The 21,246-nt window shown below is 55.2% G+C and carries 21 protein-coding genes and 1 pseudogene; 11 read left to right on the forward strand and 11 right to left on the reverse strand.

What is annotated here, in order from left to right; all coding sequences use genetic code 11:
- Positions 1-69: 69 nt before the first annotated feature.
- Complete coding sequence (locus A6A26_RS13205) at positions 70-804, reverse strand: flagellar brake protein (protein ID WP_063879149.1); 735 nt, start codon at positions 802-804, stop codon at positions 70-72.
- A gap of 209 nt (positions 805-1,013) precedes the next feature.
- Here A6A26_RS13205 and A6A26_RS13210 point away from each other — a divergent pair, with 209 nt between their 5' ends.
- Positions 1,014-1,262 (forward strand): GlsB/YeaQ/YmgE family stress response membrane protein, encoded by a 249-nt coding sequence (locus A6A26_RS13210; RefSeq protein ID WP_063879150.1) that lies wholly within the window; start codon positions 1,014-1,016, stop codon positions 1,260-1,262.
- A 75-nt stretch (positions 1,263-1,337) separates the two neighbouring features.
- On the opposite strand, the gene treA is transcribed toward A6A26_RS13210, so the two are convergent.
- On the reverse strand, positions 1,338-3,023 hold the full coding sequence (gene treA, locus A6A26_RS13215) for an alpha,alpha-trehalase TreA (RefSeq protein WP_063879151.1): 1,686 nt from the start codon (positions 3,021-3,023) through the stop codon (positions 1,338-1,340).
- A gap of 212 nt (positions 3,024-3,235) precedes the next feature.
- Here treA and ghrA point away from each other — a divergent pair, with 212 nt between their 5' ends.
- The 6 genes and pseudogenes from ghrA (at position 3,236) to A6A26_RS13245 (ending at position 6,998) form a co-directional block, all read left to right on the forward strand.
- On the forward strand, positions 3,236-4,177 hold the full coding sequence (gene ghrA / locus A6A26_RS13220; RefSeq protein ID WP_063879152.1) for a glyoxylate/hydroxypyruvate reductase GhrA: 942 nt from the start codon (positions 3,236-3,238) through the stop codon (positions 4,175-4,177).
- Between the two features lie 38 nt (positions 4,178-4,215).
- Positions 4,216-4,953: a phosphatase gene (locus A6A26_RS13225; protein WP_063879153.1), complete on the forward strand. Its 738-nt coding sequence runs from the start codon at positions 4,216-4,218 to the stop codon at positions 4,951-4,953.
- Positions 4,954-5,456: 503 nt separating this feature from the next.
- Entirely contained in the window at positions 5,457-5,987 is a 531-nt protein-coding gene (locus A6A26_RS13230) for a hypothetical protein (protein WP_063879154.1), read from the forward strand.
- Positions 5,962-6,165, forward strand: a complete 204-nt coding sequence (locus tag A6A26_RS13235) for a hypothetical protein (protein WP_063879155.1) — start codon at positions 5,962-5,964, stop codon at positions 6,163-6,165. The genes A6A26_RS13230 and A6A26_RS13235 overlap by 26 nt, the downstream gene beginning before the upstream one ends.
- Before the next feature lie 89 nt (positions 6,166-6,254).
- A pseudogene (locus A6A26_RS13240) lies at positions 6,255-6,401 on the forward strand (phosphatase); the annotation flags it as partial.
- A 27-nt stretch (positions 6,402-6,428) separates the two neighbouring features.
- Complete coding sequence (locus A6A26_RS13245; protein ID WP_063879157.1) at positions 6,429-6,998, forward strand: TorD/DmsD family molecular chaperone; 570 nt, start codon at positions 6,429-6,431, stop codon at positions 6,996-6,998.
- Position 6,999: 1 nt separating this feature from the next.
- On the opposite strand, the gene A6A26_RS13250 is transcribed toward A6A26_RS13245, so the two are convergent.
- Complete coding sequence (locus A6A26_RS13250; RefSeq protein WP_063879158.1) at positions 7,000-8,361, reverse strand: CoA transferase; 1,362 nt, start codon at positions 8,359-8,361, stop codon at positions 7,000-7,002.
- 48 nt (positions 8,362-8,409) lie between these two features.
- The gene (locus A6A26_RS13255) at positions 8,410-9,294 is read right to left on the reverse strand and encodes a DMT family transporter (protein ID WP_063879159.1); all 885 of its coding nucleotides are present in this window, start codon (positions 9,292-9,294) and stop codon (positions 8,410-8,412) included.
- 189 nt (positions 9,295-9,483) lie between these two features.
- Between A6A26_RS13255 and A6A26_RS13260 the strand changes: the two genes are divergently transcribed.
- Complete coding sequence (locus tag A6A26_RS13260; protein ID WP_063879160.1) at positions 9,484-10,206, forward strand: glutamine amidotransferase; 723 nt, start codon at positions 9,484-9,486, stop codon at positions 10,204-10,206.
- On the opposite strand, the gene A6A26_RS13265 is transcribed toward A6A26_RS13260, so the two are convergent.
- A complete protein-coding gene (locus A6A26_RS13265) occupies positions 10,194-10,757 on the reverse strand; it encodes a class I SAM-dependent methyltransferase (RefSeq protein WP_063879161.1) in 564 nt (187 codons plus the stop codon). The genes A6A26_RS13260 and A6A26_RS13265 overlap by 13 nt on opposite strands.
- 235 nt (positions 10,758-10,992) lie before the next feature.
- Here A6A26_RS13265 and A6A26_RS13270 point away from each other — a divergent pair, with 235 nt between their 5' ends.
- From A6A26_RS13270 to A6A26_RS13280, 3 genes are all read left to right on the forward strand, one after another.
- Positions 10,993-12,513, forward strand: a complete 1,521-nt coding sequence (locus tag A6A26_RS13270; protein ID WP_063879162.1) for an acetaldehyde dehydrogenase ExaC — start codon at positions 10,993-10,995, stop codon at positions 12,511-12,513.
- A 175-nt stretch (positions 12,514-12,688) separates the two neighbouring features.
- Positions 12,689-12,883, forward strand: coding sequence for a hypothetical protein (locus tag A6A26_RS13275; RefSeq protein ID WP_063879163.1), 195 nt, complete (start codon positions 12,689-12,691; stop codon positions 12,881-12,883).
- 539 nt (positions 12,884-13,422) lie between these two features.
- Complete coding sequence (locus A6A26_RS13280; RefSeq protein ID WP_063879164.1) at positions 13,423-14,631, forward strand: oxalate decarboxylase family bicupin; 1,209 nt, start codon at positions 13,423-13,425, stop codon at positions 14,629-14,631.
- Between the two features lie 93 nt (positions 14,632-14,724).
- On the opposite strand, the gene A6A26_RS26000 is transcribed toward A6A26_RS13280, so the two are convergent.
- The 6 genes from A6A26_RS26000 to licT form a co-directional block, all read right to left on the reverse strand.
- Complete coding sequence (locus A6A26_RS26000) at positions 14,725-15,078, reverse strand: nuclear transport factor 2 family protein (protein WP_063879165.1); 354 nt, start codon at positions 15,076-15,078, stop codon at positions 14,725-14,727.
- Positions 15,079-15,104: 26 nt separating this feature from the next.
- Entirely contained in the window at positions 15,105-15,428 is a 324-nt protein-coding gene (locus A6A26_RS26005; protein WP_063879166.1) for an ASCH domain-containing protein, read from the reverse strand.
- A 73-nt stretch (positions 15,429-15,501) separates the two neighbouring features.
- The gene (locus tag A6A26_RS13295; protein ID WP_063879167.1) at positions 15,502-16,458 is read right to left on the reverse strand and encodes an alpha/beta hydrolase; all 957 of its coding nucleotides are present in this window, start codon (positions 16,456-16,458) and stop codon (positions 15,502-15,504) included.
- A 126-nt stretch (positions 16,459-16,584) separates the two neighbouring features.
- Positions 16,585-18,057, reverse strand: coding sequence for a glycoside hydrolase family 1 protein (locus A6A26_RS13300; RefSeq protein WP_063879168.1), 1,473 nt, complete (start codon positions 18,055-18,057; stop codon positions 16,585-16,587).
- Between the two features lie 10 nt (positions 18,058-18,067).
- On the reverse strand, positions 18,068-19,915 hold the full coding sequence (locus A6A26_RS13305; RefSeq protein ID WP_063879169.1) for a beta-glucoside-specific PTS transporter subunit IIABC: 1,848 nt from the start codon (positions 19,913-19,915) through the stop codon (positions 18,068-18,070).
- A gap of 116 nt (positions 19,916-20,031) precedes the next feature.
- Complete coding sequence (gene licT, locus A6A26_RS13310; protein ID WP_063879170.1) at positions 20,032-20,892, reverse strand: BglG family transcription antiterminator LicT; 861 nt, start codon at positions 20,890-20,892, stop codon at positions 20,032-20,034.
- Positions 20,893-21,246: the final 354 nt, after the last annotated feature.

The following is a 21,246-nucleotide window of genomic DNA, read 5'->3' on the forward strand; positions in this document are numbered from 1 at the left end:
TAAACGAGAAAGCAAGGGAAAGCATAGCCTGGATGCGCCGCCGGTGTGCGGCGCAGGGTGAATCGCGGGTTACTGGAAGCGTTGTGCTTTGTCGCGCGCCTGGCGCTCTAAGGCAAAAATAATTTGCTGTAACTGCCGTTCCTGATGGGGTTCAAGCGCGGTAAAACGGAAACTCAGGCGAGGGGTTACTTTCGTCTCATTTTTATTGGTAATAATGCTGCGCTCGCCAATATGCATCAGCTTAGCGCTGACGTTGAACTGACCGAATTCACCCAGTTCGACCTGCAGGCTGCTAAAATCATCCCCGCTTTTTAGCCCCTCCGGCATTGTCTCTTCGACCAGCACGCCAATCCCGCCCAGGGACAGATCTTGCAAGCGCAGGCGAGCCGGCGAGCCATCAGGCCACTGGCAATGGCACCAAAACTCCGGGTCCATCGGGGCGCTGATACGGAAAAATTCCCGACGCTGGATTTGCCAAAGGACGTCCGGCAGGGCGGCCTGAAAAGCAGGCAGTCCCTCAAAGTCGGTTTTTTCCAGTGTTCCCAGGGCGAATTCAATTTTGGCACCGTGGGTTTCGGCAAAAATCGTGATTTCATTGCAGTGCAGCGCGTAGTCGTTATCCAGGTTATTGCTCCCCAGATCAAAAACGATACGTGTTTCATCGGCAGCGAGCATACGGCTAATAAACTGCCCGCGTGAAAAATTCACCAGCAAAGGTGTTTGTAACTGAAGCAGGTCCTTCATCACGCCAAGCACGGCCAGCGTGCCACGTTTCAGGTACTGTTCTTTATCGTTTTCTTTCACTTGCTGGCTCCAGATGAGCAACGCTTTTTCATGTAATTATCCTGTTACTACCCGTACGTTATCGGCGGAGAATAATAAAGCTTTAACACAATAACCACTATCATTACCTGCTTGCGCTACATTTTTAAAAAACATGTCTATACTATGCGCAGTGAACCGCTTGATTAATCAGGCGATCGCCATTGACTAACAAAAGGAAGGAGTAACGGATGGGTATTATTTCATGGATCATCTTTGGTTTAATCGCCGGTATCCTGGCGAAGTGGATCATGCCAGGTAAAGATGGTGGTGGCTTCATCATTACCGTGATTCTGGGTATTATCGGTGCCGTAGTCGGTGGTTGGATCAGTACCTTCTTCGGCTTTGGCCGTGTGGACGGGTTCAACTTCGGTAGCTTCGTTGTCGCGGTAATTGGCGCCATCGTTGTGCTGTTTATCTACCGCAAAGTGCGCAGTTAACGCAGAACTTGACGTAAAAAAGGGCCCGCAGGTGACTGCGGGCCTTTTTTTATCGTGGCGAAGGTCAGCTATCGGTTACTTCGCGTTGCTTTGCGCCTCGGGAATATCGTGTGCGCTGTTACAGGTTTTATCTTTCGGGCAATATTTATCCAGCAGTTTCAGGGTGACGCCGTTGGTCCAGCCAAAGCCATCCTGCAACGGATATTCACCGCCGCCACCGCCGCCCAGGTTCGCGCCCTCCACCACATATTTTTCGACCAGCTTATGTTCCTTGTCATAGGTCAGCTGTACGTTACGCAGGAAACGTAAGCCAACCTGCTGTGCAAGCTGGGGCTTTTTATAGTGCTCCAGGCCTTCTACCGCAACCCACTGCAGCGGAGCCCAGCCATTAGGCGCATCCCACTGTTGACCGTTGTTCACCGTGGTGGTCACCAGACCGCCCGGTTTCAGCAGCTGTTTTTCCACTGCGCTGGCGGTGCTGTCAGCCTGTTTATCACTGGCGATCTGCATATAGAGCGGAAACAGCGTGGCAGCGGTGAGCTGTGGATGGATCTGGCGTTTCTTCCAGTCATAGTCCGCGTACCAGCCCTGTTTGCTGTCCCACAGGTAACGGTTGATCGCCGCCTGACGTTTCTCTGCCCGGTCAGCAAAAAACCTCGCCCGATCGTCCTGCTTGTTCAGGCGGTAAGCGGTGGACAGGGTTTTTTCCAGATGGAACATCAGGCTGTTGAGATCCACCGGTGCCAGCTGTGTCGTGCGGATGGTGGAAAGATTGTGCGCGTCGGTAAACCAGCGTGAACTGAAGTCCCAGCCCGAGGCGGCACCGGCACGCAGTTCGCGGTACATCTCTGCCTTGTTACGCTGCGGGGCTTTATTCGCCGTCGTAATATCATCCATCCAGGATTCCGTGCGCGGAACGTCGCGCGCATCCCAGTAGCGATTTAACAGCGTGCCGTCGGCCAGCTTGATCACCCGTTTGCTGGCGTTGCCCGCCGCAACGCTGTCGCTGTCTGCCATCCAGTAGTCGTACTCTTTTTGCAACTGGGGCAAATAGCGCGTGTAGGCTTTGTCGCCCTCATGCGTTGCCAGCAGGTCAACCATCAGGCTAAAGAACGGCGGTTGTGACCGGCTCAGGTAGTAAGTCCGGTTGCCATTAGGAATGTGGCCATAGCGATCCAGCAGGGAAGCAAAGTTATCGACCATATCCTGCACTTTGTCCCAGTGGCCGCTTTCTGCCAGGCCCAGCATGGTGAAATAGCTGTCCCAGTAATAGACCTCACGGAATCGCCCGCCCGGCACCACATAAGGTTTAGGCAGCGACAGCAGGGAGTCATATTTTCCCACGCTGTTGGTGGTACGCGTTAACACCGGCCACAGGCCATTAATATGGTCGCGCAGGTTCTGGCCTGCTGGTGGCACATATTTATCGCCATCGGTGGGCAGGGTGAAATTTGCTGCGACAAAACGTTTTAAATCGAAGCCGCGCTGGTTTTTCTGCATCTGCCAGTCGGCGAGAATTGACGAGGGATCGTACTTAGGTACCGCGTCGGCAAAGGTTTTTTGATCGGGGTAGAATTTTGCCTGTTGCACGGCATTAAACAGCGGCCCTAAACGGACATCCGGCGGCTGCGGTTGCGTGTTCAGTAATCGGGAATCCTCTGCTGCCCAGGTGCTGAATACGCTGGCGCTCAGTAGCACGCTAAGCAGAATGGGTGCATGGCGTTGAGGCCGTTTATTCGTTTTTACCTCAGTGTTCATCATCGGTGTTTCTCCTTGTCCGAAATGCGGCCCTGTGTAACGCATTGACCACCCAACAACTTTAGACCTTAACCGCAATTTTCACCCTTCAGTGCGACGGAAATGTGAAGCGGCAGGAATTATTTATTTGCGGTATGTTAGAAAAAAGATGCTTTTACAGGGCACCGCTTGCCCTTGTGCACATTTATCCGAAGCTGAAATAAAAGGAGAGCAGTATGGAGATCGTCTGGTTTCATCCGTCGCAGAGCGCACCGGACTGGATACATGGCCTGCAGCAACGTTTGCCCCAGGCCCGCGTGCGCCTGTGGGCTCCAGGGGATAACGCCCCGGCAGACTATGCGCTGGTGCGCTCGCCGCCGCCAGAGATGCTGCGCGGCCACCACGATCTGAAGGGCGTGTTTGCCCTTGGCGCGGGTGTGGATGAGATCTTGCGTCAACTGCAGCAGTACCCGGATATGCTGACGGACAACGTCCCGCTCTATCGGCTGGAAGACACCGGCATGGCGCGGCAAATGCAGGAGTACGCACTGTGCCGCGTATTAGGCTGGTTCCGACGCTTTGACGACTATCAACAGCAGCAGCAGTCGGCGCAGTGGCAGCCTTTGCCGTCATATCCGCGTGAAACCTTTCACATCGGCATTTTAGGCGCAGGCGTGCTTGGGCAGCAGGTCGCCGAAAGTCTTAGCGCCCTTGGATTTCCGCTGCGCGTCTGGAGCCGCTCTGCGAAGCAGATCCCCGGCGTGACCAGCTTTGCCGGACCGGCGGCGCGGGATGATTTTTTGCGTGAAACCCGGGTGCTGATCAACCTGCTGCCCAGCACAGCGGAAACGCGCAATTTGATTGATCATAAGCTGTTACAGCAGTTGCCGCAGGGGGCGTTTTTCCTTAACCTCGCCCGTGGGGATCAGGTGGTGGAAGCGGATTTACTCGCCGCCCTTGATAGCGGACAGCTGAAGGGCGCCGCACTGGATGTGTTTCAGACCGAGCCGCTGCCTGCCGATCATCCCTTATGGTTCCATCCGCGCGTAACAATTACGCCTCATAATGCGGCGGTCACGCTGAAAGAAGAAGCGATGGACTTTATTGCCCGTGCCATCGTTCAGCTCGAAGCGGGTGGACATCCTCAGGGCTACGTCGATCGCCAGCGTGGCTATTAATCACTGATGCCTTAACCGGCTTTTTGCAGGAGCAGATAATGTATCCGGTAGATCTCCATATGCACACGGTTGCCAGTACCCACGCCTACAGCACGCTGCATGACTATGTGGCGCAGGCTAAATTAAATGGCCTGAAGCTGTTTGCCATTACCGATCACGGCCCGGACATGGCCGATGCACCGCACTACTGGCATTTCGTCAATATGCGCATCTGGCCTCGGATCATTGATGGCGTGGCGATTCTGCGCGGTATCGAGGCCAATATTAAGAACCAGCAGGGCGAGATTGACTGCTCCGGACCGATGCTGGAATCGCTGGATTTGATTGTCGCGGGCTTTCACGAACCGGTTTATGCCCCGCGCGATCTGACGCAGAATACCGAGGCGATGATTGCCGCCATGGCGGGTGGACTGGTTCACATCATCAGCCATCCCGGCAACCCAAAATATCCCGTCGACATTCCCGCCATTACCGAAGCCGCCGCGCACTACGATGTGGCGCTGGAGCTCAACAACTCCTCCTTTACCCATTCCCGTCCCGGCAGTGAACCCAACTGTCGGGCGATTGCCGAGGCAGTCGGCAAAGCGGGCGGGCGGCTGGCGTTTGGCTCGGATTCCCACACGGCCTTCACCCTCGGCAACTTCGAGCACTGCCTGCGCATCGCCAGAGAAGTGGATTTTCCGGAGGAACGCGTGTTAAATGTCACGCCGCGCCGTCTGCTGGACTTTCTGGCAATGCGTACCGGCAAACCGATCCCGGAATTGGCGGACTTTTAACTTCGCTTCCTCAAGGAATGTTGATGCATGAATGCGTTTTTCATTCTGTGCCGTATTGTTGGATGCTCATTCATGAAGGCATATTCTCGGCGTTAAGTTAACTGAGTTACAGGCTGATTGTTTTTTAGCCGCCCGGCATCTGACGACGCTAAGGTTTAAGAGCCAGCCTGTGACAGATAAAGGAGGGGAATAGCTTTTTTAACGAATATATATAGCCGTGGAGAGTGGTGTTTTGCACCAACACTGCAAGGTTACTATCGCGCTTTATCGTTCTCGTGACTTGCTTCCCGTTTAGTTGACACGTTGCCCCGACGATATTGCCAAACCGCAATTTACACCGGTTTGAAAACGTTCCGATATATCAGATAAGATTAATCATTGCTCAACTGAAGGTTGAAGATATGGACGCTAAAATGATTGCTCATGGTATATGGGACAGTATTAAGTAAATTCCTCAGAGTGCATATTATGGAGCTAAACGCACCTATATAAATACAGGTGCGTTGGGTTATGACCGTAAGTTGCGTAACGAACGTGAGAACGATCGGTTCTATTACGTGGTAAAATCACTTGCCAGCAATGAAGAACCCCTTCGTCGACTTGTAACCATAGTTATCACTGAGTTCTACGACAAACTTGATGAGCAGGGTAAAGAAGCCGTTCACAATCAGTTGGCCTACGGTGCGGGACGTATTGGTGGGAGAATGGGCGGTCAATTAGCTGTATCTCAGGCATTAACAATGGCAATCGTCAAAAACGCTCGCAGTACTTACGCTTACAAATCATTGTTTCGTTATGGTATCAGTTTCTCTGTCAGCACCGCCTTATGGCAAAGGCTAATTGAGGAAGCTGCCTTAGCAAGCAGACGTATGGCGAATCATTATAGTTCTATGTACTGGAAGGTACAGCCGCAAGGGCTTGATATGATCTACTTCGTCGTTGAAGATCAACTAAAACCCTATCTCGATTTTATCAGCAGCCATTCTCAGACGTGCAAAAGGATCAATAATGAAATTTGTAAAATGGCTGGGTAAACTCTCGGCGCATCTTCTCGAGGGTACTATTACAATTATTATGAGTTTTTTAGCGCTTGCTTCACTGTATATTTTTGATAGCTTGGCTTTGAAACTGTGCGGCTTCTTTGGCGCTTTTATCATCGGCTATGGTGCTGCTTATTTCCTCGGTAAAGTCAGGGGAGAGCATAAGGAATAATGAGTTTCAGTAGTTCACCGGCTGCCTGATAGCTTGTGCAACTCCCCCGTTGATTCATACACCGCGATGTTAGAAATGCCTGTAACATGACCCTCGGCAACTTCGAGCACTGCCTGCGCATCGCCAGAGAAGTGGATTTTCCCGAAGATCGCGTGTTAAATGTCACGCCGCGCCGCCTGCTGGACTTTCTGGCAATGCGTACCGGCAAACCTATCGCCGAGCTGGCGGACTTTTAATTTCTCTCCCTCAAGGAATGTTGATGCATGAATGAGTTTTCCATTCTGTGCCGTATTATCGGTTCGCTGTTTAACCGCCATCCGCAGGATGCGCTGCTGGCCCCGCTGTTTACGCTGATTCGTGAAGGTAAACTGGCGGCGCAGTGGCCGCTGGAGCAGGATGAGCTGTTGACGCGCTTACAGCAAAACAGCGATCCGCAGGCGCTGGCGGCAGACTACGATGCCCTGTTTGTGGGCAGCGACTGCAAGGTGTCGCCGTTTGCGTCTGACTGGCCGGAAGGAAAGCCGGAGTCCGACATCCGCGCGTTTTTGACCGCGCGCGGCATGCCGCTGGGTGATGCACCGGCCGACCACTTTGGTGGCCTGTTGCTGGCGGCGTCATGGCTGGAAGATCAGTCGGCAGCGGATGAAAACGCGGCCCAGCTGGCGCTGTTTGACGAGTACCTTATGCCATGGTGCGGCGCGTTTCTCGGCAAAGTTGAAGCCCATGCCACCACGGCGTTTTATCGTACCCTGGCGCTACTGAGCCGTGAGGCGATTCAGGCCATGTACGATGAGCTGGTGGAAAGCGCCAGCGAGCAGGGCGACGACGCCTGATTCACCATTGCGCCGGATGCGTACCCGGCGGGCTTCCTGGCGTGGCGCACTGTAATGTGGTGCCAGGCAGCCAGGCGGCGGATCGCAACCTGATACCAATGCCCCACGGCGTCAGCTCTAAACAGGGCTGATTGTCCCTGCGCTGCGGCGTAATGCCGGTCTGCTGCGCGTTCGCGCCGTAGCGGTGCTGCTCAAGTAGCCAGGCGGTGCGCGCCAGCGACAGGCGCATCTGACTGCCGTTGCCGTGCTGGAGTCGCTGGCGCAGTCCCGCCAGCACTGCGGCGGCCATCAGGTAGCCGGTGGCATGATCCAGCGCCTGTACCGGAAGCGGTAGCGGCGCATCATGCTGTTTCCATCGCATTCCCTGTTCGGCAATGCCACAACCCATCTGCACCAGACTGTCGAAACCGCGCCGGTTACGCCACGGTCCCTGCCAGCCCCAGGCGTTTAAACTGACGTCGACCAGGCCGGGGCAGAGCGCCTGTCGCGATTCCGCATCTAATCCCAGCTTTTCCAGTGCGTCGGCGCGGTAGCCGTGCACAATCACATCCGCTTGTTTCAGCAACCAGACAAACTGCGCCCGGTCGGCAGGCTGTTTTAAATCCAGCACGGCCCGACGTTTGCCGCAGGACAGCTCCTCGTCCACTCCAGGCTCTTGCCAGCCGGGCGGATCGATCCGTAAGACGTTTGCGCCCAGGCTGGCAAGAAACCGCGTCGCCACCGGACCGGCAATAATGCGCGTCAGATCCAGGACGTTAATGCCGAGTAACGGGCGCGCCTCGGGCAATGCCCACTCGACGGCGGGACCGTCGGCCAGGGGTTGTCGGGCGAACAGCGGTTCATGTATGACGGCCATCCCCTGCGGATGCTGCTGCCATGCGTCGGCGCTGCGCATTTCCGCCGCGCAACCGCCGGCCTCAATCACCGCCTGTTCCAGTTCGGCGGCCTGCCAGTGAGCCACTTCACGCGCCAGCGCCGTCCGGTCCGGGTGACGGCCAAGGATACTTTCCATTGCCAGGCGATGATGGGGAGCATTGGTATGCAGGCGAATCCAGCCGTTTTGACAGGCGTAATCCCCCGCAAAAGGGTCCCACAGTGCGGGCGCACTGCGATTAAGCGGCATAAAGCTGTGCTGAAACCAGCGGGATGCCAGCCGGACGTTAACCTGTGCGCGGGCAGGACGGTTAAGCAGATCGGCCACGCCCTGCATGGCTAAGCCCAGGCTGGTCGCCGCCAGTTCACTGACGGCATAAGCGGAAGAAAAAGTGGCGGGATCGGTCAATAAGGGCAGCGGCTGCGGCGCATGATTGCCATGCAATCCTTGCCACATCTGCTGCCACAGCGAGCTGGTCAACGTATTCATGCAACAGGCTCCAGAGTTAACACCTTCTCTGAAGCATAGCAGCCTGAACTAACGGCGTCGCAGGCGCGGGAACCGGGCGTGCATTCGCAGATTGCGCAGGTTAATCACCGCAATGGTGGTTCCCAGGATGACCAGCGAGGCACCAATGATTTTGAAGCTGTTCAGGCTGTCACCCAACACCACGATGCCCATTAATACCGCGAGAACCGGCGTTAGCAGCGAGTAGGGCATGATCAGGTTAACGTTGTATTTCTTCAGCAACGCATACCATAAGGTGTACGCCACAACCGAGGAGGCGATAGCACTATAGAGAATGGCAAACCAGCCGCGCCAGCCCGCATGTTGCAGCGCATAGAGCTGATTGGACTCCAGCATAAAGCTGGCGGCACCAACAATCGGCAGGGCAAGGAAGGCGATCCACCCTGTCAGCGTCAGAGGCTTAATCGGCGGCGATTTTTTCACAATCAGGTTGCTGATGGCCCAGCCGGTGGCGCTGCACAGCAGTATACACAGCACCCACCAGGCAGGAATGGTCGGGCTACCGGACAGCACCACCACGCCACTGAGCGAGATCATAATGCCGATCAGCTGAATCAGCCGCAGCTTCTCTTTCAGCACCACCATCGCCAACAGCATGGCAATCGGCGTACCCAACTGCACCACAATGGCACCCGTTCCGGCATCGGTATAACGCATGCCGACAAACAGCAGTGAGAAATGCATAAAACCAAACGTGAAGGCCAGCAGCACTAACCAGGGCAGCTGCTGACGGTTAATACGGCAAAACGGGACGAGCACAATCGCCACCACCGCAAAACGCATCCACGTGAGAAACAACGGCGGTAACTCAACTAATCCCCATTTTACTGCCACGTTATTAAAGGCCCAGATGCAAACCACCATCAGAACCATAAAGAAATGCCGCACTGCCACAATGTCATCCTTTAAAAATAAACCCGATACCTGCTAATCATGGCACGAACCTGCGATGTTCTGGCAATGATTAACATTTTTTATTTAGTTAAGCAGAAAATAACGCCAAAAAAATTCATAAGACTTTTACAATCGTTACTGTCAGACTGATCTTCCGAAACGCCAACCCTTTTGAGGATTCGATTCGGTATGATTTCCACGCCTGTATTGCCCCTTGCCCTTATCCAGTTAGATGTTCCTCCCGCCAACGTGGTCGAGAAAATCGGTGAACAACCGGTATGGTTTATCGAGGCGCTGAATTTACAACCCGACGATTACCTTATTGTCCGTCCCCATCTGGGCGAAACGCTGCCGCAGTTTACTGAAATCTCGGGTGCGGTGTTGAGCGGTTCGTGGGCGATGGTGACCGATCATGCGGACTGGAGTGAACGCACGGCGGCCTGGATTCGGGCGGCAATGGAGGCGCGTTTACCGCTGCTCGGCGTCTGCTACGGACACCAGCTTATGGCTTATGCATTGGGGGGGAAGGTGGACGATAACCCCAATGACTGGGAGCGCGGGCTGATTAGGTTAACCACGACGCCGCAGGCCCGCCACGATCCTCTGCTGGCCACCTTGCCAGATACCTTTGAGGCCTGGCTTTCACATCGTCAGTCGGTGATTACGCCGCCAGCTCACGCGAAGGTGCTGGCCGTATCGGAAAAGGATGGCTGCCAGATATTGCGCTATTCATCCTGTGCGCTGTCGGTGCAGTTTCATCCGGAGTTTGACCGCCGCATTATGGACGCGTGCCTGCCGGAAGCCTGTGAGCGCGACGGGGAAGAACTGCAGGGGGCGGACTGGGCGCGCAGCGTCTTATACCATTTCTGGTTGCAAACGCGCCCGGCGGTTAACAGCGCTCAGGGCGCATAGTGGCGGGTACAGCGATAAACCCAGGCTGGCGGAACGTTTTTTAATACCCGTCGGCGTTCCCAGGTAAAGTAACGTGACAGATCGGGCTGGGTCAGTGAGGTGTACTGGAACTGCACAAAGACGCCGTTGGGTCCCAGGGCGTGATAAACCGCCTGCAGAATGGCATCGCGCAGTTCCGGCGACAACGACAACAGCGGCAGGCCAGAAAAGATGGCGTCATAGCTGCCGTTGAGGTACTCCGCTGAACAGGTGCGCACCGTCATTCGCGCGTCATCCAGCGCGCTCAGCTTTTGCGCCAGCGTGCTGCTGATTTCAAACACATCCAGCGTCGCGTTCGGGGCCATCTGAGCCAGCAGGCGACGCGTTAGCACACCGTCTCCCGCACCCAACTCGGCAATCCGCAACTGACTGTTCCATTCCACCGATTCAACCATGGTGCGGCACAGCGCATCAGAGGAAGGAGTAATGCTGCCCATTTTGCGCGGATTACGGATGAACTGGTGGACGAAATCTGCTTTAGCGCGCATTAAGGTGAAAGCCGAAGCTAACATGCTTACTTACCTCCAGAGTGAACATATCCCCATATTGACCCCATCGTGCTCAAAAGTTTCCAGTTAACTGGCGAAGCGGCAAAAAGTCGGAATTATCTGTAGTGCGCCCATCGCGGATTTTCCTTCGTCGCGGTCACAGTTTAGGGATAACAAACCTGTCAGGCTGACGCTGATCTAATATGTTAACAATAGGTTTCAAAGTTGTTTCACATCCTACTGCGTAAGGAGATTCAACATGCGTTATGCTGCGCCAGGAGAACCCGGTTCTCTCATCACGTTGCAAAAGCACTATGGCAATTTCATCAACGGTGAGTTCGTTGCGCCGGTCAATGGCAACTACTTCAGCAATACCTCGCCGGTTAATGGCTCTGACGCCGGCGCCTTTCCCCGCTCAGACAAGGCCGATGTCGATAACGCGGTCGCCGCCGCTGCGGCTGCGGCGGACGCATGGGGGAAAACCTCGCCTCAACAGCGCGCGCTGGTGCTGCTCAGGATTGCCGACCGGCTGGAAGAGAAGCTTGAATATATGGCGGTGAATGAAACCTGGGACAACGGTAAACCGGTGCGGGAAACCCTGGCCGCTGATATGCCGCTGGCGGTGGATCACTTCCGCTATTTTGCCGGTTGCGTGAGAGCGCAGGAGGGCAGCGCCGCAGAGATCGACGAATTTACCGCCGCCTATCACTTCCATGAGCCACTGGGCGTGGTAGCGCAAATCATCCCGTGGAACTTTCCGCTGCTGATGGCGGCGTGGAAGCTGGCACCGGCACTGGGGGCAGGCAACTGCGTAGTGCTTAAGCCCGCAGAGCAGACGCCGCTGTCGATCACCCTGTTTGTTGACCTGATCAAAGATCTGCTTCCTCCGGGCGTGCTTAACGTGGTCCACGGTTATGGTAAAGAAGCCGGTGAGGCGCTGGCTTCACATCCGGGCATTGCCAAAGTGGCCTTTACCGGATCGACGGCCACGGGCGGCCATATCCTGGAACTGGCCGCGAAAAGCTTGATTCCGTCTACCGTTGAGCTGGGCGGCAAATCGCCAAACATCTTCTTCGAAGACATTATGCAGGCCGAAGAGAGCTTTATTGAGAAAGCGGCGGAAGGCGTTGTGCTCGGCTTCCTCAATCAGGGCGAAGTCTGTACCTGTCCATCACGGGCGCTGGTGCAGGAGTCGATTTACGAACCCTTTATGGCGGCGGTGCTCAAACGTATCAAAACCATCAAGCGCGGCGATCCCATGGATACGGAGACGATGGTGGGCGCGCAGGCCTCTCAGCAGCAGTTCGATAAAATCCTCTCTTATCTGGAAATCGCCCGTCAGGAAGGTGCCGAGGTGCTGATCGGCGGGGGCGTTGAGAAGCTCGATGACTCGCTTGCCAGCGGTTACTACATCCAGCCCACGTTGCTGAAAGGCAACAACAGCATGCGGGTGTTCCAGGAAGAGATCTTTGGTCCGGTGGTGGGCATTACCACCTTTAAGGACGAAGCGGAGGCCATCGCCATTGCTAACGACTCCATCTATGGCCTGGGCGCGGGTGTCTGGACACGTGATATCAACCGGGCCTATCGCGTCGGACGGGCGATTAAAGCCGGTCGCGTCTGGACCAACTGCTATCACCTTTATCCCGCTCATGCCGCCTTTGGAGGCTATAAAAAATCAGGCATTGGGCGCGAGACACATAAGATGATGCTCGATCACTATCAGCAGACCAAAAACCTGTTGGTGAGCTACAGCATTCAGCCGCTGGGCTTCTTCTGACCGGGGGCGGCGTGCCTGGCGCACGCCGCTGTTTTCGCCTGTGGGCTGTCATATAAGCGTAATCTGCTTGTGACATGGTGCTCAGCAGCTATTATCGATCCCTGGCAATGATCATATCGTGCCTGTGTTTGCTGTATGACCTGCTTCACTATGGATAACGGAACAGAGACGATTTATGCAAAATCCTTATGAATATTTGAGCCTGATGGATGATGTGCTTGATGGACCTGAAGACAGCATCATTATTGTGAATTTGCCAGAGCGCCACCGCGCTTACCCGATTTGTCCGCAGCAGGCTGAAGGTGCAGCATTCTCAGCCCGCGCGCCGCAGTCCGCAGCCTCATCGCCGCGTCAGGATGTCCTGTTCTGACAGCCTGTCCCTGTCGTCTGGCTGGCGCAGATGTGGCCTGGCCGGACGCACAGCGCCCCTGTGTAGCCCAGCAATCCCGCCGTATGATTCCCGGCTTTCACCTCTTCCCGGTCATGCATTAGCCCGCACCCCGGCGATGTTGACGCCTGGCTGAATATCCCCAATCATTCCCGTGCGCGGTTGTCAGCCTGACCGGGTTAAGGCTTTCCTGCGGCACTGCGCCGTGCCAGCAATCAACCCGCAAGCGCGGCGAAAACGGAGCGGGCCTGTAACGAAGTATGATCGGCGTCGATATTGACATTACGCGCGAAAATTACCCTTTTGTGCCAGTTGCGGGCTGATATCGATAAGAAAAGTTAACCTTTCATCAACCAGCTGAAAAGAGTTAGCACCGGTTGATAATTTCTGCGCCAGATCGGGCGTGCGGATGTCATCAAAATTTACATATACCATTAATAAAATTTAACTTATCCCGCTATAGATTACTTATGGCAGCGCATGTCGGCGATTTTATCAGCAAGGAATGAGGTATTTTATTAATGAGTAAATTAACCCGAAGAAGTTTTATGGCGTTTGCCGCAGGCGGGACGGTGGCGCTGGCGGCTGGACAGGTTCATGCGCATGACAGCATTCAGTCCTTTCCGACCGGTGGTCGCGATCCCGGGCCGCACGATCCCATCCGCGAAGCAGAAAATCCGGATATTGTTAATCCACCTTCGACCGACAGCGGGACGTTACCGAACCTGCGTTTTTCATTCAGTGATGCGCACGTGCGCAAAAGCAGCGGCGGATGGACGCGCCAGGTCACCAAGCGTGAATTAGCCATTTCGACCACCATTGCCGGCGTGGACATGCGCCTGAATGCCGGCGGCATCCGCGAATTACACTGGCATAAAGAGGGCGAATGGGCCTACATGACCTACGGCAACGCCCGCGTCACCGCGTTTGATACTGATGGCAGTTGGTTTATCGATGATATTGGCCCGGGAGACTTATGGTATTTTCCGCCGGGCATCCCGCACTCAATTCAGGGCATCGGGCCTGATGGATGCGAGTTTCTGCTGGCCTTCGACGATGGCGGATTTGATGAGGACAGCACGTTTCTGTTATCCGACTGGTTCAAACATATCCCGCCGGACATTCTGGCGAAAAACTTCAACGTCCCGGTATCCACCTTCGACCACCTGCCTTCGCCAGCGGATGAATATATTTTTGCCGCGAAGGTGCCCGGCAGCCTGGAGTCAGTGGCGGTGAAAGGCGCAACCAAAGCCAAACGCACCTTTACCCACCACATGCTGGCACAGGAACCCATAAAGGCACCAGGCGGCACGGTCAGAATCACCGACTCCTCAACCTTTAAGGTGTCCAAAACCATCGCGGCAGCCCTGGTTGAAATCGCCCCCGGTGGATTACGCGAGTTGCACTGGCACCCGAATAACGATGAATGGCAATACTACCTGGAAGGGGAAGGACGCATGGGCGTTTTTGCCTCATCGGGTCAGGCAAGAACATTTGATTATCGGGCAGGGGATGTCGGCTATGTGCCCTTCGCCATGGGCCACTATGTTGAAAACACCGGCAAGGGGCCGCTGCGTTTCCTGGAGTTATTCAAAAGTGACTATTACGCCGATATCTCACTCAATCAGTGGCTGGCCGGTACGCCGCGTGAGCTGGTAAAAGCGCATCTCCAGTTAGATGACGCATTTATGGATGCGCTGTCGCTGCAGAAAAATCCTGTGGTGAAATAACGCGCATGGCTGCCTGTCGGCCATGATTGCCACAGGTTGTGGGTCTGTTTTACGGCTGCGTGGACAGCCCACGCTTTTTTCCCAAACCCCAAACTATGACCCGACGGCTGCCGTGCTGCCCTGATGAAAAATCATCTGCCAGCCATGCGCTGCGGATAAAACCCAGTGGGACGAACGTAATGCGGCACGGCTGCCGTCCGGCTGTGAGGTGCGGTAAAGCAAAATGGCATGCTGGGTTCCGACCTCCATCAGTTGAAAGTCGCTGCTGATAATGGCCTGCGCGCGCTCTTCATTCATGAGCGCCGCGATGATTTGCTCACGGTTCAGCAGCGTGCCTGAAAGGGTGATCTCTTTAAATTCAGGATGCAGTGTCTGTTCAAGCCACGCTAAATCGTGGCGCTTTTCATGATGCAGGCTGCATTCCAGCTGTTTAAGCACATCTAACATGACGTTCTCCGGTGAAAACAGCGTCGTCAGGTTTCATCCTCAAGCGGCGCTGAGTGATGGATAACCTCAACCTCTGACCTGAGCTGAATCGCCGGATAATGCGCCTGCATTCCTGCTAACAGCACCGCATCGGGCCACTCATCGTCTTTACCCAGATACTGCGCCACGGAGGACAGCGGCAGAGTGACCACGCGTTCAACGTTAACGATGACGACGGATTCCGGGTCTTCGCTGCTGATATAGCGCAGCGGTCCTGGGGTGATGTTGGCTTCCTGCCAGCGTATCGTATGACGTTTTTCCCCCGCCCGCAGCGCTTTCATCAGGCGGGGCACGATGTGCAGCGTTTGCATTGATGACTCCGGGTAAGTTAACGGCTGTCGTAAATCCGGGCAGGCCAATCGCCCAACCGGGCTGATTCTGGCGTCATGGGCAGGGATTAAAGCGCGACAGCCAGCGCTGGCGCAGTTCCCTGGCCTGTCGCGACACTGCCGCCGTGTCGCTGGCATGAAAGCCATGAAAGGCACCGGGCCAGACGTGCAGCTCCACGGCGACACCGGCACGGATCAGCCGTTGTGCGTAGTCGAGGTTCTCATCCAGAAACAGGTCCAGCGTTCCTACACCTATCCAGACGGGCGGAAGCCCGGCGAGGTTGCTGGCGCGTGCCGGTGCGGCATAAGGCGAGATCGTTTCGCTGCCGGGTTCCTCGCCCAGCAGTGCGGTCCAGCCAATACGATTATATTCGCGCGTCCAGGCAAACTCGCCGGTCACGGGATTGGGATGCGTTTCCGTCACCGTGCGGTCATCCAGCATCGGGAACATCAGATTCTGGAAGGCCAGTTTGGGGCCATCGCGATCCCTTGCCAGCAGCGCCAGCGAGGCGGCCAACCCGGCACAGGCGCTGTCGCCCATTAAACCAATGTGTGCCGGATCGATGCCCAGCATGTCGGCCTGACGCACCATCCAGTTCAGTACCACATAGCAGTCCTCCAGCGAACCTGGAAAAACCGTTTCCGGTGACAGGCGATAGTCCACTGAGACCACGACGCAGTTGTGGCGCAGTGCCGTTACGCTGGTCAGTGAAAGGGATTGCTCCGGGCTGCCAAACAGATGACCGCCGCCATGAATATGCAAAATGCCCATTCGCCTTGGGGTCGCGCTGACCGGGGTAATCACACAGACTCTGACGGGCGGATGGTCGGGGGAATCGATGCTGTGTTCTTCAATGTACAGTCCGCCGTCACGGTAGGTCTGAACCTGTTTTACGGCGGCGTCCTGGCGTTCGCGGCGCAGCGCCACAATGGTTTCCGGGGTAAGCTCAAGCGGCGCGCTGTTTGCCAGGGCGGGCAGCAGTTCGGGATCGACCAGATGCAGGGTGTTCAAATCAACCTTCTCCTTGGGGTTCAGATGGCAGTCAGTCTGTCTGCCGCATCAGCATGGCAGAGGCTGAAATAACATGACCTGCCGACAGCGCCTGCCTGCAGGTCATGGTCATGGCGATAAACCGGATCAGCAGCCGGTGTCTTCACCGTTAGAGGCAATCAACTTTTTATACCAGTGATAGCTCTTTTTCAATGAACGCGTCTGGGTGCCGTTGCCCATATCATCCTGATCCACGTAAATAAAACCATAGCGTTTGGACATCTGCCCGGTGCCGGCACTGACGACGTCGATCGGCCCCCACCAGGTATAGCCAAACAGTGCAACGCCGTCGGCAATCGCTTCTTTCATCTGCGCCACATGCTGGCGCAGGTAGTCGATACGGTAATCATCATCAATGCTGCCGTCAGCCTTGACGGTATCCACCGCACCCAGACCGTTTTCGGCGATAAAGAGCGGCTTTTGATAGCGGTCATAAAGCTGATTCAGGGCCAGCCGCAGGCCTTTGGGATCGATTTGCCAACCCCATTCACTGGTCGCCAGATGCGGGTTACGAATCCCGCCGGTAATCAGGTTGCCCTGCGCGCCGGTCAGTTTTTCCGGCTGGGCGCTGACGGTGCTGGACATGTAATAGCTGAAGGAAACAAAGTCCACCGGATGTTGCCGCAGGATCTCATCGTCGCCCACGGCCTTAATGAGCTGCACGCCTTTCTCCGCCAGCATTCTGTCGGCATAAGCCGGATAATAACCGCGCGCCTGCACATCGCTAAAAAATAACGACACGCGCTGCATCTCTTCACAGGCCTGTACGTCATCCGGATGGCAGGTGTGCGGATAGAGGATCTGATAGCTGATCATACAGCCCACCTGAGAACCGGGGATAATCGCGTGGCACGCTTTGGTGGCCAGCGCGCTGGCGACAAACTGATGGTGCGCGCCCTGATATTTATCTTGCTCCAGGTGAGGATGACCTTCTTCAATCACGCCCACGCTCACATATGGATGGTGCTTCACGCAGTTGATCTCGTTAAAGGTCATCCAGTACTTCACTTTTTTGCGATAGCGGGTGAATACCGTGGTGGCAAAGCGGACATAAAAGTCCACCAGTTGGCGGTTCGGCCAGCCACCGTAGTCTGTCACCAGCGCCAGCGGCATCTCGTAATGCGACAGCGAGACAATGGGTTCAATACCCTGTGCGAGCAGGGCATCCAGTACCTGATCATAAAACTGCAGGCCCGCCTCGTTGGGTTCCGCCTCATCGCCGCGCGGAAAGATGCGCGTCCAGGCAATCGACATACGAAAGCATTTAAATCCCATACCGGCGAACAGCGCGATATCCTCTTTGAAATGGGTGTAAAAGCCGTTGCCTTTGCGCTTGGGATAATACTTTTTACTGTCTGGGTTCTGGGCTTCTGCGACCTGAGCATGCGTCATGCTGAGCCACTGATCCAGCCATTGTGATTGCGGGGTAGCCGTGTCAAAAGTATACACATCGGAAACCGATAATCCTTTGCCACCGACATCCCAGGCACCTTCAAGCTGATTCGCGGCGGTTGCTCCGCCCCACAAAAATCCCTCAGGAAAGGCTGTTGGATACGTCATATTTTGCTCCTTAAACCGCTGCGGCGGTGAGTGTCAGAAAGGCATCGCGACAGGCGATGTTCCCGGTGGCTTTGACCGGGTGGATAGCGCCATAGCGCTCGCTGTTAGTCACAATCACAATTACGCTCGGGTCGATGCCTTCGGCCTGAAGCGCGGCCAGATCGAACGTGACTAACAGATCGCCCGTGCCGATAAACTGCCCGGGCTGAATATGGCTGGTGAAGTGGCGGCCGCCGAGTTTGACGGTGTCGATGCCAATGTGGATCAGGATTTCCGCACCGGTGTCGCTCTTCAGCCCCAGCGCATGGTGGGTTTCAAACAGCGACTCGACTCGGCCGTCCACCGGAGAACGCAGTTCGCCAACTGTCGGGTAGATAGCCAGTCCTTTACCAAAAATCTCGTCGGCAAAAACCGGATCGGCCAGCGCACTCAGCGGCGTAATCTCACCACTCACGGGCGCAAAGAGTTTTTCGGGATCGTGACGATGAAGACCGGGTGCGGACGCCACATCGGCGGCGGACTGCTGGGTCGACTCATCAAAACCCAGCAGCACGGTGAGCAGGGCGGCGCTGCCAAAGGCGATTGCCAGACTGAACAGGGCATAGATAAAGGTCGGGCCGACCAGCGCGGGAATGCCGGGCAGTCCGCTGAGCGCAAACGCATAGGTTTTTACCCCCATAGCCATCGCAAATGCGCCGCCGCAGGCCCCGCCGAGCAGGGCGGCGGCAAACGGCCGTTTGTAACGAATATTGATGCCGTACATCGCGGGTTCGGTAATGCCCATTGCGGCGCTGAAGCTGGTGGTGAGCGCCAGTGACTTGAGCTTTTTATCTTTGGCCCGCAGGAATACGCCGAATGCCGCACCTGCCTGACCGAGATTGGCAACATAAAACAGGATTTTAAACGGGTCGAAGCCCAGTTGGCTGATGTTGTGGATCATCACGGGCACCAGCACATAGTGCATACCGGTAATAATAATCAGCGATAATGTCCCGCCCACCACAATGCCGGCGACAATCCCCATGTTTTCGACCAGCCAGATAATACCGCCGGTCAGCGCATTACCGGCAAAGATCCCCAACGGGCCGATGGCGATAAGCGTAATGGGTGTGACAATCAGCAGGCTCAGGAGCGGAACAAACATGGTTTTCAGCGCCGCGGGCATCAGGCTGTCGATCAGGCGTTCCACATAGCTCAGCAGCCATATCGACAGCAGCACCGGAATCACCGTCGAGGCATAATTCACCGCGGGCACGGGTAATCCCAGAAAGTGGATCGGCTCACCGGCGTTGAACAGGGTTTGCAGGGCAGGGTGAAAGAGCGAGGCCGCCAGCGCCACGGCGACGTAAGGATTGGCACCAAACCGCCTGGCCGCACTGAACGCCAGCGCCAGCGGCAGGAAATAAAACACGCCGTCGCTGATGGCTAACAGCACCTGATAGCTCTGGTTATGCGCTTCAAGCCAGTGAAACGCCACCAACAGCGCCAGTATTCCCTTGAGGATACCGGCACCGGCAATGGCGGGAATAATGGGCGAAAAGATGCTGGATAATCCCTCCAGCAGCGCCGAAACGGGATGGCTGCGCGACGTGGCGCGCTGCGGGGTGTCCTGTAATGGCAACTGGCTCAGCAGCGCCTTGCACAAGGGGTCAACCTCATTGCCAATGATTAGCTGAAACTGATCGCCAGAAAGGTTAACGCCCATCACGCCATCCAGCGCTTCAAGCGCCTGACGGTCGGCCAGGCTGTTATCTTTAAGTAAAAAACGCAGGCGAGTAATGCAGTGAAATAAAGACAGTACGTTATCTTTCCCGCCAATCAGTGTAATGATTTGCTGTGCGGTGTCCTGATAATTCATAAATCCCTCCAGACTGAAGTCAATATGACGTCATCCACAATGACCGGGGTTAACCGGGTGGGTAGGCTTCTGGGGTTTGCCTGATTGAACAGTCACAAGCCGGAATGGGTTTTTCATTACGTTTTAGGGGGTAAAACCTCGGGCGCGCTGCGCTGCACAATATTTTCGATGTGCACTGTCAAATAGAGTTTTTCAGAGTTGCTCATGCTGTGGTGATAATGTTTTTTAACAAACTCATTAATGGCGTCAACGCATTTAAGGGTGCGCGCGTAACGCTGCTGCGCCAGCGCAAAAAACTCGTCATCGTTATTATTTAACACCTCGCCATCGATGACCCGCTGGGCAAAAAATTTCAGGTGCGTAATAAAACGCTGGTAATTCAGGCTGTGTTCATCGGTATGAAGGGTAAAAAAGTATTTTACGATTTGTTGCAGCTGATAAAGGAGTTGGGTAATTTTTGCGGTTTTTCCCAGCGTGTCGTTAAGCCCGGCGTTAACGATATGCAGTGCAATGCTACAGGCTTCACTGTCCGGTAACAGCATGCCGGTGCGGGCGACCACCATGCCCAGCGCCTGACGGCCAATCGCATACTCAGCGGTGTAAAAGTGGCGCACTTCCCACTCCAGTGGATTCGCGAGCAGCGCGTTATTTTTATGACGTTCCAGGGCAAAATGAAGATGGTCGGCCAGCGTAACATACAGCCCTTCACTTAATTTATGATTCAGCTTTTCGCGCGCCAGGCTGACAATATCGGCGGTAAGCTGGAGAATATCGATAGGGACTTCACTGACCAGATCTTTAAAGCGTGCAGAGATCGATGAATCTTCCAGACGAAATATTTTTTCTGCCTCGTGAGGATGAATACTGGCACCGTTGTGCGTATTAAATCCCAGACCGCGTCCGGTCAAAATAACTTCAAGGCCGTTATCATCAATCGCACTGACCACATTATTATTCAGTATTTGTCTGACCAGCATCGCTCACTCCTGAAACAAAATCGGGCAAAACATAAATACAGCGGTGAAGGGAATATCCCCCAGCCTGCATTCAGGTTTTGCCCGATAATCGGTAACAAGCGTGATGCCGATTTATCCTGGCACTGTGAAAATGGAGATTCAATATTAAATTGTGCAGTGGGTTATCTGACGCGCCGATTTGTGATCCGCTTTGCGAAAAGCATTACAGCAAGCTGTTACGCAATGGGGGAATCCCAAATGAAATCACCCTTTTTCACGAAGCGGACCGCTTCCGGCAGAGAAACACGCTAAACAAGGGCGAGATCATCGCGCGCAGGTTGCCTGCCATCTGCACATTGTCAGGCTGCCTGTCTC

This window comes from Pantoea sp. OXWO6B1 (assembly GCF_001641135.1).
Classification (GTDB): domain Bacteria; phylum Pseudomonadota; class Gammaproteobacteria; order Enterobacterales; family Enterobacteriaceae; genus Pantoea; species Pantoea allii.